Annotated in this window: 15 protein-coding genes and 1 tRNA gene; all 16 read left to right on the top strand. The window is 64.2% G+C overall.

Annotated elements, in window-relative coordinates; genetic code table 11:
* Window positions 1-49 precede the first annotated feature (49 nt).
* The 16 genes from pnp (at window position 50) to nuoK (ending at window position 14,879) form a co-directional block, all read left to right on the top strand.
* Complete coding sequence (pnp, locus tag SB771_RS04140; protein WP_011657486.1) at window positions 50-2,194, top strand: polyribonucleotide nucleotidyltransferase; 2,145 nt, start codon at window positions 50-52, stop codon at window positions 2,192-2,194.
* A gap of 143 nt (window positions 2,195-2,337) precedes the next feature.
* Complete coding sequence (locus SB771_RS04135) at window positions 2,338-3,357, top strand: NAD(P)H-quinone oxidoreductase (protein WP_011657485.1); 1,020 nt, start codon at window positions 2,338-2,340, stop codon at window positions 3,355-3,357.
* 141 nt (window positions 3,358-3,498) lie between these two features.
* On the top strand, window positions 3,499-4,254 hold the full coding sequence (gene tpiA, locus SB771_RS04130) for a triose-phosphate isomerase (protein WP_011657484.1): 756 nt from the start codon (window positions 3,499-3,501) through the stop codon (window positions 4,252-4,254).
* A 72-nt stretch (window positions 4,255-4,326) separates the two neighbouring features.
* On the top strand, window positions 4,327-4,704 hold the full coding sequence (gene secG, locus SB771_RS04125; RefSeq protein WP_175660175.1) for a preprotein translocase subunit SecG: 378 nt from the start codon (window positions 4,327-4,329) through the stop codon (window positions 4,702-4,704).
* A 110-nt stretch (window positions 4,705-4,814) separates the two neighbouring features.
* A tRNA-Leu gene (locus SB771_RS04120) sits at window positions 4,815-4,899 on the top strand.
* 154 nt (window positions 4,900-5,053) lie between these two features.
* Window positions 5,054-5,413: an NADH-quinone oxidoreductase subunit A gene (locus SB771_RS04115; protein ID WP_006398798.1), complete on the top strand. Its 360-nt coding sequence runs from the start codon at window positions 5,054-5,056 to the stop codon at window positions 5,411-5,413.
* Window positions 5,414-5,476: 63 nt separating this feature from the next.
* A complete protein-coding gene (locus SB771_RS04110) occupies window positions 5,477-5,956 on the top strand; it encodes a NuoB/complex I 20 kDa subunit family protein (protein WP_006398799.1) in 480 nt (159 codons plus the stop codon).
* A gap of 21 nt (window positions 5,957-5,977) precedes the next feature.
* Window positions 5,978-6,580 (top strand): NADH-quinone oxidoreductase subunit C, encoded by a 603-nt coding sequence (locus tag SB771_RS04105; protein ID WP_006750458.1) that lies wholly within the window; start codon window positions 5,978-5,980, stop codon window positions 6,578-6,580.
* Between the two features lie 9 nt (window positions 6,581-6,589).
* Complete coding sequence (locus tag SB771_RS04100) at window positions 6,590-7,843, top strand: NADH-quinone oxidoreductase subunit D (RefSeq protein WP_011657482.1); 1,254 nt, start codon at window positions 6,590-6,592, stop codon at window positions 7,841-7,843.
* Window positions 7,844-8,011: 168 nt separating this feature from the next.
* Window positions 8,012-8,497 carry an NADH-quinone oxidoreductase subunit NuoE gene (gene nuoE / locus SB771_RS04095; RefSeq protein WP_006756903.1) on the top strand — a complete coding sequence of 162 codons (486 nt, stop codon included), beginning with the start codon at window positions 8,012-8,014 and terminating at the stop codon, window positions 8,495-8,497.
* Entirely contained in the window at window positions 8,494-9,804 is a 1,311-nt protein-coding gene (gene nuoF / locus SB771_RS04090; protein ID WP_006756904.1) for an NADH-quinone oxidoreductase subunit NuoF, read from the top strand. The genes nuoE and nuoF overlap by 4 nt, the downstream gene beginning before the upstream one ends.
* Window positions 9,805-9,888: 84 nt before the next feature.
* Complete coding sequence (gene nuoG, locus SB771_RS04085; RefSeq protein WP_175660174.1) at window positions 9,889-12,219, top strand: NADH-quinone oxidoreductase subunit NuoG; 2,331 nt, start codon at window positions 9,889-9,891, stop codon at window positions 12,217-12,219.
* Window positions 12,220-13,287, top strand: a complete 1,068-nt coding sequence (gene nuoH / locus SB771_RS04080; protein WP_105830696.1) for an NADH-quinone oxidoreductase subunit NuoH — start codon at window positions 12,220-12,222, stop codon at window positions 13,285-13,287.
* Between the two features lie 15 nt (window positions 13,288-13,302).
* Entirely contained in the window at window positions 13,303-13,791 is a 489-nt protein-coding gene (gene nuoI / locus SB771_RS04075; protein WP_006398806.1) for an NADH-quinone oxidoreductase subunit NuoI, read from the top strand.
* A gap of 114 nt (window positions 13,792-13,905) precedes the next feature.
* Complete coding sequence (locus SB771_RS04070; protein ID WP_006750464.1) at window positions 13,906-14,556, top strand: NADH-quinone oxidoreductase subunit J; 651 nt, start codon at window positions 13,906-13,908, stop codon at window positions 14,554-14,556.
* A 17-nt stretch (window positions 14,557-14,573) separates the two neighbouring features.
* Window positions 14,574-14,879: an NADH-quinone oxidoreductase subunit NuoK gene (nuoK, locus tag SB771_RS04065; protein ID WP_004185739.1), complete on the top strand. Its 306-nt coding sequence runs from the start codon at window positions 14,574-14,576 to the stop codon at window positions 14,877-14,879.
* Window positions 14,880-14,882 lie beyond the last annotated feature (3 nt).

Raw genomic sequence — 14,882 nt, 5'->3', positions numbered from 1 at the left:
CGGGATGGCCCGCACGGCGAATGAAATGAATGAATTCAAAGGAGCAACCATGTCCATGTTCAACAAGGTCGTGAAGGAATTCCAGTGGGGCCAGCACAAGGTGCGCCTCGAAACCGGTGAAGTCGCGCGTCAGGCGAGCGGTGCCGTGATCGTCGACGTGGAAGACACCGTCGTGCTGGCAACCGTCGTCGGCGCGAAGTCGGCGAAGCCGGGCCAGGATTTCTTCCCGCTGACCGTCGACTACCTCGAAAAGACCTACTCGGCCGGCAAGATCCCGGGCGGCTTCTTCCGTCGCGAAGGCCGTCCGTCGGAACACGAGACGCTGACGTCGCGCCTGATCGACCGTCCGCTGCGTCCGCTGTTCCCGGAAGGCTTCTACAACGAAGTGCAGGTCGTGATCCACGTGCTGTCCGTGAACCCGGAAATCCCGGCGGACATCCCCGCGCTGATCGGCGCGTCGGCCGCGCTCGCCGTGTCGGGCCTGCCGTTCAACGGTCCGGTCGGTGCCGCGCGCGTGGCGTACATCGACAACGCATACGTGCTGAACCCGACGCGTGACCAGCTCAAGGCCTCGAGCCTCGACCTCGTCGTCGCCGGTACGGAGCGCGCGGTGCTGATGGTCGAATCGGAAGCCGATCAACTGCCGGAAGACGTGATGCTGGGCGCGGTCGTGTTCGGCCACGAGCAGATGCAGACGGCGATCGACGCGATCCACGAACTCGTGCGCGAAGGCGGCAAGCCCGAGTGGGACTGGCAGCCGGCCCCGAAGAACGAGGCGCTGATCGCGCGCGTGACGGAACTGGCGCACGGCGACCTGCTCGCCGCTTACCAACTGCGCGACAAGCAAGCGCGTTCGACGAAGCTGAAGGAAGTCTACGCGGCGACCTCGGCGAAGCTCGAGGAAGATGCCCAAGCGGCCGGCACGGTCGCGGCCGACAAGGCCACCGTCGGCAACGTCCTGTTCGACATCGAAGCAAAGATCGTCCGTTCGCAGATCCTGAACGGCGAGCCGCGCATCGACGGTCGCGACACGCGCACCGTGCGTCCGATCGAGATCCGCACCGGCGTGCTGCCGCGCACCCACGGTTCGGCGCTGTTCACGCGTGGCGAAACGCAGGCGCTCGTCGTCGCGACGCTCGGCACGAAGGGTGACGAGCAGATCATCGACGCGCTCGAAGGCGAATACCGCGAGCGCTTCATGCTCCACTACAACATGCCCCCGTTCGCGACCGGCGAAACGGGCCGCGTCGGCTCGCCGAAGCGCCGCGAAATCGGCCACGGCCGCCTCGCGAAGCGCGCGCTGGTCAAGTGCCTGCCGAGCGCCGACGAATTCGGCTACTCGATCCGCGTCGTGTCGGAAATCACCGAGTCGAACGGTTCGTCGTCGATGGCGTCGGTGTGCGGCGGCTGCCTCGCGCTGATGGACGCCGGCGTGCCGATGAAGGCGCACGTCGCGGGTATCGCGATGGGCCTGATCCTCGAAGGCAACAAGTTCGCGGTGCTGACCGACATCCTCGGCGATGAAGATCACCTCGGCGACATGGACTTCAAGGTGGCCGGCACGGAGCAAGGCGTGACGGCGCTGCAGATGGACATCAAGATCCAGGGCATCACGAAGGAAATCATGCAGGTCGCGCTCGCGCAGGCGAAGGAAGGCCGCATGCACATCCTCGGCAAGATGACGTCGGCGGTCTCGGGTGCGAACACGCAGCTGTCGGAATTCGCGCCGCGCATGATCACGATCAAGATCAACCCGGAAAAGATCCGCGACGTGATCGGCAAGGGCGGTTCGGTGATCCGCGCGCTGACGGAAGAAACGGGCACGACCATCGACATCTCGGATGACGGCGTCGTGACGATCGCGAGCACGAGCAGCGAAGGCATGGCCGAAGCGAAGAAGCGCATCGAGAACATCACGGTCGAGATCGAAGTCGGCCAGGTGTACGAAGGCACGGTGCTCAAGCTGCTCGATTTCGGTGCGATCGTGAACCTGCTGCCGGGCAAGGATGGCCTGCTGCACATCTCGGAAATCGTCAACGAGCGCGTGAAGGACATCAACGACTACCTGAAGGAAGGTCAGCAGGTTAAGGTCAAGGTGATCCAGACGGACGAGAAGGGGCGCGTGCGTCTGTCGGCGAAGGCGCTGCTGAACGAAGCAGCGGCGTCGCAATCGGATACGCCGCCGCAGCAGTAAGCGTAAAGGCGTGAGAACGGCCGGCCGTGCGAAAGCGCGCCGGCCGTTTTTTCTGTAGCATCGTTGCGCGGCGCAGCAGCGCCGGCGACGCGCCCGTGCCGCGCACGGATGCGCCCCCGATTCCGATCCTGGAGCGACCACCCATGAAAGCCATCGAAATCACCGAATTCGGCGCCCCCGACGTGCTGAAGCTCGCGGAGCGTCCGCGCCCCGAACCGAAGCGCGGCGAAGTGCTGATCAAGGTGGCGGCTTCCGGCGTGAATCGGCCGGACGTTTTCCAGCGCAAGGGCGCCTATGCGCCGCCGCCGGGCGCCTCCGATCTGCCGGGCCTCGAGGTCGCGGGCGAGATCGTCGGCGGCGACCTGTCGGATGCCGCGCTGAACCCGTTCGGCCTGAAGCTCGGTGACCGTGTCTGCGCGTTGCTCGCGGGCGGCGGCTACGCCGAATATGCGGTCGCGCCGTTGCCGCAATGTCTGCCGGTGCCTGACGGGCTGACCGACATCGAAGCCGCGTCGTTGCCCGAAACGTTCTTCACCGTGTGGAGCAATGTGTTCGACCGTGCGTTGCTGGGCGCGGGCGAGGGCGGCGAGCAGGAAACGCTGCTCGTGCAGGGCGGCTCGAGCGGGATCGGCGTGACGGCGATCCAGATCGCGCATGCGCTCGGCTTTCGCGTGTTCGCGACGGCCGGCAACGCCGACAAGTGCCGTGCGTGCGAGGCGCTGGGGGCGGAACGCGCGATCAACTACAAGACCGAGGACTTCGTCGAAGTCGTGAAGTCGCTGACGCACGATCGCGGCGTCGACGTGATTCTCGACATGGTGGCCGGTTCGTACGTGCCCCGTGAACTGTCCGCGCTCGCGGATGGCGGCCGCCTCGTGCTGATCGCGCTGCTCGGCGGCGCGAAGGCCGAGGTCAACCTGAACGAGATCCTGCGTCGCCGGCTGACGGTGACGGGTTCGACGCTGCGTCCGCGTCCGGTCGAGTTCAAGGCGCGCATCGCCGCGCAGCTGAAGGCGCGTGTCTGGCCGCTGCTCGCGGACGGTCGCATCAAGCCCGTCATCTACCGTGTGCTGCCGGCCGGCGAGGCCGCGCAGGCGCATGCGCTGATGGAGAGCGGCGAGCATATCGGCAAGATCGTGCTCGATTGGGGTACGACCGCCTGAAGCCTTCGGCGGCCGGACTTGACATACGCGGTTTGACCGGTTCAAGCCGCGCGCAGTAAAATCGCGGGTTTGCTTCGCCAGATCCAGCCTGACGGCCGGTTTCCGGTACGTTAATGACACGATAGTGACGAGACAGACACGATGTCGAAACAACGAACAAAGCGAGTGATCGGCAACTGGAAGATGCACGGCCGGCTGGCCGGCAACCAGGCGTTGCTGAATGAAGTGGTGCAGGGCGCGGGCGCGGTGGCGGCTGAAACGTCGATCGGCGTGTGCGTGCCGTTCCCGTACCTCGCGCAGGTTCAGGCGCAGCTCGGCGCTGGCCGTGTCGTGTTCGGTGCGCAGGACGTGTCCGCGCACGAGCAGGGCGCGTTCACCGGCGAAGTCGCTGCGGCGATGGTGGCGGAGTTCGGTGCGCATTATGCGATCGTCGGTCACTCGGAGCGTCGCGCGTATCACGGCGAGCGCAACGAGACCGTCGCGGCGAAGACGCAGCGCGCGCTCGCGGCGGGCCTCACGCCCGTCGTGTGCGTCGGCGAAACGCTCGACGAGCGTGAAGCGGGCGCGACCGAGCAGGTGGTCGGTGCGCAGCTCGACGCGGTGCTGGCCGTGCTGACGGCTGACGAAGCAGCTCGCATCGTCGTCGCGTACGAGCCGGTGTGGGCGATCGGCACCGGCAAGAGCGCGACGTCGGCGCAGGCGCAGGATGTGCACGCGTTCCTGCGTGCGCGTCTCGCGGCGAAGGGTGCGGCGCACGTGTCGGTGCTGTACGGCGGCAGCGTGAAGCCGGACAACGCGGAAGAGCTGTTCGCGCAGCCGGACATCGACGGCGGCCTGATCGGCGGCGCGTCGCTGAAGGCGCAAGATTTCCTGGCGATCTGCCGGGCCGCACGTTGAGCGGTCCGGGGTCGAATTGAAACATGATGGCGGCCGGTTGGTCCGGTCGCCTGATCCAATCGGGTGGGTGTGATGCTGTTATTCAAGACGCTGATTATTGTCGTGCAGGTGCTGTCTGCACTCGGTGTGATTGGGCTCGTGCTGCTGCAGCACGGCAAGGGTGCCGACATGGGCGCCGCGTTCGGCAGCGGTGCGTCGGGCAGCCTGTTCGGTGCGACGGGCTCGGCGAACTTTCTGTCGCGCACGACGGGCGTGCTGGCCACGATCTTCTTTGTCGCGACGCTCGCGCTGACGTACCTCGGCTCGTACAAGTCGACGCCGTCGGCAGGCGTGCTCGGCGCGGCTGCAACCGCACCGGCATCGGCGCCCGCAGCGTCGGCACCGGCCGTCGCCGCGTCCGCTGCAGCGGCTTCGACCGCGAGCGCGCCGGGCCAGGATGTCCCGAAATAAAAAGCCAAATTTTTTGCGGTTGTGCGTTGAACAAATCTGGAACTCGGGTTAGAATTTAATTCTTGAAGCGATTCGCGGGAACAAGCAGCACAACCCGAGTTGCATGCAGTGCCGACGTGGTGAAATTGGTAGACACGCTATCTTGAGGGGGTAGTGGCGAAAGCTGTGCGAGTTCGAGTCTCGCCGTCGGCACCAAAGTTACTCAATGCCAGCCGCTTCTAGTGGCTGGCATTTTTCATTTGTGGGGTATGTCTTGCGATTGTCTTGTGATCGCACGCACTCCGAAATGATTCCTTCCGCCGGAAGTGGTATTCTCCGGACGCTCAGAACCAACCGATAGAGGATTGCCTTGAACCTCGCAGCCTATTACCCCGTCTTGTTGTTCCTCCTCGTGGGCACTGGTTTAGGTATAGCGCTGGTCAGCATCGGCAAGCTCCTTGGTCCCAACAAGCCGGACGTCGAGAAGAACGCACCATACGAGTGCGGCTTCGAAGCCTTTGAAGACGCCCGGATGAAATTCGACGTCCGGTACTACCTCGTCGCCATCCTGTTCATCATCTTCGATCTCGAAACCGCGTTCCTGTTTCCGTGGGGCGTCGCGCTGCGGGACATCGGCTGGCCCGGTTTCATCGCAATGATGATTTTTCTGCTCGAATTCCTGCTGGGCTTTGCCTATATCTGGAAGAAAGGCGGTCTCGACTGGGAGTGATGGGGTTAATCGCCGGTTTGCATGGGCGGCCACGCTGGGTCGCTCGTCTGGAGTGGAAAGCAAATGAGTATCGAAGGGGTCTTGAAGGAAGGGTTTGTCACCACGACGGCTGACAAGCTGATCAACTGGACGCGTACCGGCTCGCTGTGGCCGATGACGTTCGGGCTCGCATGTTGCGCCGTCGAGATGATGCATGCGGGCGCGGCCCGTTACGATCTGGACCGGTTCGGGGTCGTGTTCCGTCCGAGCCCGCGTCAGTCGGACGTGATGATCGTCGCCGGCACGCTGTGCAACAAGATGGCGCCCGCACTGCGCCGCGTGTACGACCAGATGGCCGAGCCGCGCTGGGTGATCTCGATGGGGTCGTGCGCGAACGGCGGTGGCTACTACCACTACTCGTACTCGGTGGTCCGCGGTTGCGACCGGATCGTGCCGGTCGACGTCTACGTGCCGGGCTGCCCGCCCACGGCCGAGGCGCTGGTCTACGGCGTGATCCAGCTTCAGGCGAAGATCCGCCGCACCAACACCATCGCCCGTCAATAAAGCCCCGAGCGTCCCCTCAATATGGCAAGCAAAATCGAGATCCTGAAGGCAAACCTCGAAGCCGCGCTCGGCGCGCGCGTGGTGAGCCTCACCGAAGCGATCGGTGAACTGACGCTCGTCGTGAAGGCGAGCGATTACCTCGAAGTCGCAAAGACGCTGCGCGACGATCCGAAGCTCCGTTTCGAGCAGCTGATCGACCTCTGCGGCGTCGACTACCAGACTTACGGCGACGGTGCGTACGACGGCCCGCGTTTCGCGGCCGTGTCGCAGCTGCTGTCGGTCACGAACAACTGGCGCCTGCGCCTGCGCGTGTTCGCGCCGGACGACGATCTGCCGATCGTCGCGTCGCTCGTCGACATCTGGACCTCCGCAAACTGGTACGAGCGCGAAGCGTTCGACCTGTACGGCCTCGTGTTCGAGGGACACCCCGACCTGCGCCGCATCCTCACCGACTACGGCTTCATCGGCCACCCGTTCCGCAAGGACTTCCCGGTGTCGGGCTATGTCGAAATGCGTTACGACCCGGAAGAGAAGCGGGTCGTGTACCAGCCGGTGACGATCGAGCCGCGCGAAATCACGCCGCGCGTGATCCGCGAGGATCGCTATGGCGGTCTGAAACATTAAGGGGGCGTCATGGCAGAAATCAAGAACTACACCCTCAACTTCGGCCCGCAGCACCCGGCAGCGCACGGCGTGCTACGCCTGGTGCTCGAGCTCGACGGCGAAGTCATCCAGCGCGCCGATCCGCACATCGGCCTGCTGCATCGCGCGACCGAAAAGCTCGCGGAAAGCAAGACCTTCATCCAGTCCGTGCCGTACATGGACCGTCTCGACTACGTGTCGATGATGGTCAACGAGCACGGCTACGTGCTCGCGATCGAGCGTCTGCTCGGCATCGACGTGCCGGAGCGCGCGCAGTACATCCGCGTGCTGTTCGACGAAATCACGCGCGTGCTGAACCACCTGATGTGGATCGGCGCGCACGCACTCGACGTCGGCGCGATGGCGGTGTTCCTGTACGCATTCCGCGAGCGCGAAGACCTGATGGACGTGTACGAAGCGGTGTCCGGCGCACGGATGCACGCGGCGTACTACCGTCCGGGCGGCGTCTACCGCGACCTGCCTGACGCAATGCCGCAATACAAGGCGTCGAAGATTCGCAACGAGAAGGCGCTCGCGAGGATGAACGAAGCGCGCAGCGGCTCGGTGCTCGACTTCATCGACGACTTCTTCACGCGCTTCCCGAAGTGCGTCGACGAATACGAAACGCTGCTGACCGACAACCGGATCTGGAAACAGCGCCTGGTCGGGATCGGTGTCGTCAGCCCGGAGCGCGCGCTGCAGATGGGCCTGACGGGCCCGATGCTGCGCGGTTCGGGTATCGCGTGGGATCTGCGCAAGAAGCAGCCATACGAAGTGTACGACCGCATGGATTTCGACGTGCCGGTCGGCGTGAACGGCGATTGCTACGACCGCTATCTGGTGCGCGTCGAAGAAATGCGCCAATCGATCCGCATCGCGAAACAGTGTATTGAGTGGCTCCGCAAGAATCCGGGCCCGGTGATGACGGACAATCACAAGGTTGCACCGCCGTCGCGCGTCGGCATGAAGACCAACATGGAAGACTTGATTCACCACTTCAAGCTCTTCACCGAAGGTTTTCACGTGCCGGAAGGCGAGGCGTACGCAGCAGTCGAGCATCCGAAGGGCGAATTCGGCATCTACCTCGTGTCGGACGGTGCCAACAAGCCGTATCGCCTCAAGATTCGCGCCCCGGGCTTCGCGCATCTCGCGTCGCTCGACGAAATGGCGCGCGGCCACATGATTGCCGACGCCGTCACGATCATCGGTACGCAGGACATCGTGTTCGGCGAAATCGATCGCTAATGGTTGCGCCGCCTGCGCGTGCGGGCGGCGAGCAGTAAGTCACACGCGATGCGCGCTGAGCCGGCGCGGCTTCGCAAGCTGTCAACAGTGAGCGCCAGGTCTGCCGTCCATGCACAGCAGTGCGGCAGGTTGTTCGTTCGGTAGGAATTGAAAGAGTCGTGTCTGAAAATGATCTCAGCTGAAGGCCTGAAGGAAATCGATCGAGCGTTGACGAAGTATCCCGCCGATCAGAAACAGTCCGCCGTGATGTCGGCGTTGGCCGTTGCTCAGGAAGAGCACGGCTGGCTGTCGCCCGAACTGATGCAGTTCGTCGCGGACTATCTCGGCATGCCGGCAGTCGCCGTGCAGGAAGTCGCGACGTTCTACACGATGTACGAGCTCAACCCGGTCGGCAAGCACAAGATCACGCTCTGCACGAACCTCCCGTGCCAGCTTGGTCCGCACGGCGGCGCCGAGGCGACGGCCGACTACCTGAAACAGAAGCTGGGCATCGGCTTCGGCGAGACCACGCCCGACGGCAAGTTCACGCTGAAGGAAGGCGAATGCATGGGCTCGTGCGGCGATGCGCCGGTGCTGCTGGTGAACAATCACAGAATGTGCAGCTTCATGAGCCGCGAGAAGATCGACCAGCTGCTTGAGGAGCTTTCGAAATGACGTCCCTTCACGACCGTCACATCAAACCGCTGATCCTCGCTGGTCTGAACGGCGAGAACTGGCATCTCGAAGATTACGTTGCGCGCGGCGGCTACAAGCAGCTGCGCCGCATTCTCGAAGAAAAGATTCCGCCGGAGCAGGTGATCGCCGACGTGAAGGCGTCGGGCCTGCGTGGCCGTGGCGGTGCGGGCTTCCCGACCGGCCTGAAGTGGAGCTTCATGCCGCGCCAGTTCCCGGGGCAGAAGTACCTCGTCTGCAACTCGGACGAAGGCGAACCGGGCACGTTCAAGGATCGCGACATCCTGCGCTGGAACCCGCATGCGCTGATCGAAGGCATGGCCATCGGCGCGTACGCGATGGGCATCACCGTCGGCTACAACTACATCCACGGCGAAATCTTCGAAGTGTATCGACGGTTCGAGGCCGCGCTCGATGAAGCGCGTGCCGCGGGTTTCCTCGGCGACAACATCATGGGCTCGGAATTCTCGTTCCAGCTGCACGCGCACCACGGTTACGGCGCGTACATCTGCGGCGAGGAAACGGCGCTGCTCGAGTCGCTCGAAGGCAAGAAGGGCCAGCCGCGCTTCAAGCCGCCGTTCCCGGCGAGCTTCGGCGTGTACGGCAAGCCGACCACGATCAACAACACCGAGACGTTCGCCGCGGTGCCGTTCCTGCTGTCGATCGGGCCGCAGAATTACCTCGAGATCGGCAAGCCGAACAACGGCGGCACGAAGATCTTCTCGGTGTCGGGCGACGTCGAGCGTCCGGGCAACTACGAAGTGCCGCTCGGCACGCCGTTCGCGACGCTGATGGAGCTCGCCGGCGGGATGCGCGGCGGTCGCAAGATCAAGGCCGTGATTCCGGGCGGTTCGTCGGCGCCGGTGATCCCGGGCGACATCATGATGCAGACCGATCTCGATTACGACTCGATCGCGAAGGCGGGCTCGATGCTCGGCTCCGGCGCGGTGATCGTAATGGACGAGACGCGCTGCATGGTGCGTTCGCTGCTGCGCCTGTCGTACTTCTACTACGAGGAATCGTGCGGCCAGTGCACGCCGTGCCGTGAGGGCACCGGCTGGCTGTATCGCGTCGTGAATCGTATCGAGCACGGCGAAGGGCGCCAGGAAGATCTGGACCTGCTGAACTCGGTTGCCGAGAACATCATGGGCCGCACGATCTGCGCGCTCGGCGATGCGGCGGCGATGCCGGTGCGCGGGATGCTCAAGCATTACTGGGACGAATTCGCGTACCACGTCGAGCACAAGCACTGCATGGTCGGCGGTCACGCGCACGCTGCGGCAGCCTGAAGCGAAGCACCGGTTGCGGAATTTGAGCGCACGGTCGGGCGAAGGCGCGAACGGGCGGAAATAGGTTAAGGACCATTCACCATCATGGTTGAACTTGAAATAGACGGCAAGAAGGTCGAGGTGCCCGAAGGCAGCATGGTGATCCAGGCTGCGCACAAGGCGGATACGTACATTCCTCACTTCTGCTATCACAAGAAACTGTCGGTTGCGGCCAACTGCCGGATGTGTCTCGTCGAAGTCGAGAAGATGCCGAAGGCCGTGCCCGCCTGCGCGACGCCCGTGTCGGCCGGCATGATCGTGCGCACGCAGTCCGACAAGGCCGTGAAGGCGCAGCAGTCGGTGATGGAATTCCTCCTCATCAATCACCCGCTCGACTGCCCGATCTGCGATCAGGGCGGCGAATGCCAGCTGCAGGATCTGGCGGTCGGCTACGGCAAGTCGTCGTCGCGCTACTCGGAAGAAAAGCGCGTGGTGTTCCACAAGAACGTGGGCCCGCTGATCTCGATGGAAGAGATGTCGCGCTGCATCCACTGCACGCGCTGCGTCCGCTTCGGCCAGGAAATCGCCGGCGTGATGGAACTCGGCATGCTGGGTCGCGGCGAGCACTCGGAAATCACGACGTTCGTCGGCAAGACGGTCGACTCCGAGCTGTCGGGCAACATGATCGACCTGTGCCCGGTCGGCGCGCTGACCAGCAAGCCGTTCCGCTACAGCGCCCGTACGTGGGAACTGTCGCGCCGCAAGTCGGTGAGCCCGCACGATTCCGTCGGCGCGAACCTCGTCGTGCAGGTGAAGAACAACCGCGTGATGCGCGTGCTGCCGTTCGAGAACGAAGCGATCAACGAATGCTGGATCTCGGACAAGGATCGTTTCTCGTACGAAGGCCTGAACAGCGAAGAGCGCCTGACGAAGCCGATGCTGAAGCAGGGCGGCCAGTGGATCGAAACCGACTGGCAGACGGCACTCGAGTATGTCGCGAAGGGCCTGAAGGGCATCGCCGCGGATCACGGCGCGAACGCGTTGGCGATGCTCGCGAGCGCCCACAGCACCGCTGAAGAACTGTTCCTCGTGAAGCAGCTCGCCAACGAACTGAAGACGCCGAACGTCGACTTCCGTCTGCGTCAGCAGGATTTCTCGGCGCCGGTCCAGGGTGCACCGTGGCTCGGCATGCCGATCGCCGACCTGTCGAACGTGGATGCCGCGTTCGTCGTCGGTTCGTTCCTGCGCCGCGACCACCCGCTGTTCGCCGCACGCCTGCGTCAGGCCGCGAAGAACGGCGCGAAGCTGCACTTCCTGAACGCAACCGCCGACGATTCCCTGATCCCGACCGCGAAGCGCATCGTCGCCGCGCCGTCGGCATGGCTCGACGAACTGGCCGGCGTCGCCGCGGCCGTCGCGCAACTGCGCGGCGTCGCGCTGCCGGACACGCTCGCGGGCGTCACCGCGTCGCCGGCCGCGCAAGCGGTCGCCCAGTCGCTCGCGAACGGCGAGCGCCGTGCGGTGCTGCTCGGCAACGTGGCCGTCCGTCATCCGCAATTCGCGCAGCTGCACGCCGTCGCACAGTGGATCGCCGACAACACCGGCGCCACGTTCGGCTTCCTGACCGAAGCGGCGAACACGGTCGGCGCGCACGTCGTCGGTGCGCTGCCGGGCGAAGGCGGCCTGAACGCGCGCGAAGCGTTCGCGCAGCCGCGCAAGGGCTACGTGCTGCTGAACGTCGAACCGGAATTCGACACCGCCGATCCGGCGCAGGCGCTTGCCGCGCTGAACCAGGCCGAAATGGTCGTCGTGATGTCGCCGTTCAAGCACGGCCTCGATTACGCCGACGTGCTGCTGCCGATCGCGCCGTTCACGGAAACGGCCGGTACGTACGTGAACGCGGAAGGCTCGGTGCAGAGCTTCAACGGCGTCGTGCGTCCGCTCGGCGACACGCGTCCGGCGTGGAAGGTGCTGCGCGTGCTCGGCAGCCTGCTCGGCCTGCCGAACTTCGAATACGAGACCGCCGAAGAAGTGCGTCTCGCGGCGCTCGGCGACGCAGGTGTCGCGAGCCGTCTGTCGAACCAGGCGTCGGTCGCGCCGGCACGCGTCGCGGCGACTGCCGCGAACGGCGGTTTCGAGCGCCTCGCCGATGTGCCGATCTATCACGCCGACGCACTCGTGCGCCGTGCAGGTGCGCTGCACCTGACGGCCGCCGCGAAGGTGGCGAACGCCGCAGCCCTGCCGGCCGCGCTGTTCGACAAGCTGGGCTTGAAGGAAGGCGACGCGGTGCGCGTGCGCCAGGGCGAGCGTGCGGTGCAGTTGCCGGCCGTGCGCGACGCGAATCTTGCGGAGACGGTCGTTCGCGTGTCGGCGGCGACGCCTGCCGGCGCAGCGCTCGGCAGCCTGTCCGGTGAACTGGTGGTGGAGAAGGCGTAAATGAGCTTGTTCGATACGATCAACGCGGGCGGAGCCCAGCTTCTCGGCATCGCATGGCCGACGGTGTGGGCAGTCGTGCGCATCCTCGTCGTCGCCGTCGTGATCCTGCTGTGCGTCGCGTACCTGATTCTGTGGGAACGCAAGCTGATCGGCTGGATGCACGTGCGTCTCGGCCCGAACCGCGTCGGCCCCGCCGGCCTGCTGCAGCCGATCGCCGACGTGCTGAAGCTGCTGCTGAAGGAAGTCATTCAGCCGAGCGCCGCCAGCCGCTGGCTGTACCTGATCGCGCCGGTCATGACCGTCGTGCCGGCGTTCGCCGTCTGGGCGGTGATCCCGTTCCAGGCCGAAGCCGTGCTCGCGAACGTGAACGCCGGCCTGCTGTATGCGATGGCGATCTCGTCGATCGGCGTGTACGCGGTGATTCTCGCCGGCTGGGCGTCGAACTCGAAGTACGCGTTCCTCGGCGCGATGCGCGCGGCGGCGCAGATGGTGTCGTATGAAATCTCGATGGGCTTCGCGCTGGTGCTCGTGCTGATGACGGCCGGCAGCCTGAACCTGTCGGAAATCGTCGGCTCGCAGCAGCACGGCTTCTTCGCCGGCCACGGCGTGAATTTTCTGTCGTGGAACTGGCTGCCGCTGCTGCCGGCGTTCGTCGTCTACTTCGTGTCCGGCATCGCCGAAACGAACCGCCACCCGTTCGACGTGGTGGAAGGGGAGTCGGAGATCGTCGCGGGTCACATGATCGATTACTCGGGCATGGCGTTCGCGCTGTTCTTCCTCGCCGAGTACATCAACATGATCGTGATCTCGGCGCTCGCCGCGACGCTGTTCCTCGGCGGCTGGGATGCACCGTTCGAATTCCTGTCGTTCATTCCGGGCGTCTTCTGGCTGGTGCTGAAGGTGTTCGCGCTGCTGTCGGTGTTCATCTGGGTTCGCGCGACGTTCCCGCGCTACCGTTACGACCAGATCATGCGTCTGGGCTGGAAGGTGTTCCTGCCCGTCACGGTGATCTGGGTGGTCGTGGTCGGCTTCTGGATGATGTCGCCGCTCAACATCTGGGTGAAGTAAAGATCGGACGAAATCATGACGGCAATCCAACACTTCTTTAAGACCTTCTTCCTGACGGAGCTGCTGAAAGGGCTCGCGCTGACCGGTCGCTACACGTTCCGGCGCAAGTTCACCGTGCAGTTCCCGGAAGAGAAGACTCCGATTTCGCCGCGCTTTCGCGGGCTGCATGCGCTGCGCCGCTACGAGAACGGCGAAGAGCGCTGCATCGCGTGCAAGCTCTGCGAGGCCGTGTGCCCCGCGCTGGCGATCACGATCGAATCGGAAACGCGTGCGGACAACACGCGCCGCACGACGCGCTATGACATCGACCTGACGAAGTGCATCTTCTGCGGTTTCTGCGAAGAGAGCTGCCCGGTCGATTCGATCGTCGAGACGCAGATTCTCGAGTATCACGGCGAAAAGCGCGGCGACCTGTATTTCACGAAGGAAATGCTGCTCGCGGTGGGCGATCGCTACGAGAAGGACATCGCTGCGGCCAAGGCCGCCGACGCGCCGTATCGTTGATTGTGTTTGCAGTGCCGGCCCGGCATGAACGGGTCGAGCCGCCGCGACGGGTGCGGCACGCGAGAGCGTCCCGCAAGCCGCGCCTGACTATGGCCTAACGATGAACCGGTAATCATGGAATTCACGACCGTACTGTTCTACATCTTCGCGCTGCTCCTGGTGGTATCAGGGCTGAAGGTGATCACTTCGCGCAACCCGGTGGCGTCTGCGCTTTTCCTTGTGCTGGCGTTCTTCAACGCCGCCGCGATCTGGATGCTGCTGGAAGCGGAGTTCCTTGCGATCCTGCTGGTGCTGGTGTACGTGGGCGCCGTGATGGTGCTGTTCCTGTTCGTCGTGATGATGCTGGACATCAACATCGATTACCTGCGCCGCGACTTCAAGCGTTTCGTGCCGATGGCAACGGTGGTCGGCGCGATCATCGTGGTCGAGACCGCGCTGATCCTGTGGCGCGGCTACGGCGACACGCACACGGTGCACGCCATGGCGACGGGCGCGATGGCCGACTGGTCGAACACGCGACTGATCGGCAAGGTGATCTACACCGACTACATCTTCGCGTTTGAAATCGCCGGCCTGGTGCTGCTGGTCGCGATCATCGCCGCGATCGGGCTGACCGAGCGCAAGGGCAAGGACAGCAAGCGCCAACGCGTGTCGGATCAGGTCAAGGTGCGCCGCAACGACCGCGTGCGCCTCGTGAAGATGGAAGCGGAAAAGCCGCAGCCGGAAACGGCGCAGAGCGAAGCCGGTACGAGCACCAACGGCTAAGCGGAGGAAAAGAAACCATGCTGACTCTTGCTCACTACCTCGTACTCGGCGCGATCCTCTTTGCGATCGCGATCGTCGGGATTTTCCTGAACCGCCGCAACATCATCATCATCCTGATGGCGATCGAATTGATGCTGCTGGCGGTGAACACCAACTTCGTCGCGTTCTCGCACTACCTCGGCGATGTGCACGGCCAGATCTTCGTGTTCTTCGTGCTGACCGTCGCCGCAGCGGAAGCCGCGATCGGTCTCGCGATTCTGGTGACCCTGTTCCGTAAGCTCGACACGATCAATGTCGAGGATCTCGATCAGCTCAAAGGTTAATTT

Origin of the sequence: Burkholderia sp. SIMBA_051, from assembly GCF_046534915.1 — a bacterium.
GTDB lineage: Bacteria > Pseudomonadota > Gammaproteobacteria > Burkholderiales > Burkholderiaceae > Burkholderia > Burkholderia ambifaria.
Note: the sequence above shows the minus strand (reverse complement) of the source record. Positions and strands in the feature narration are given on the sequence as shown.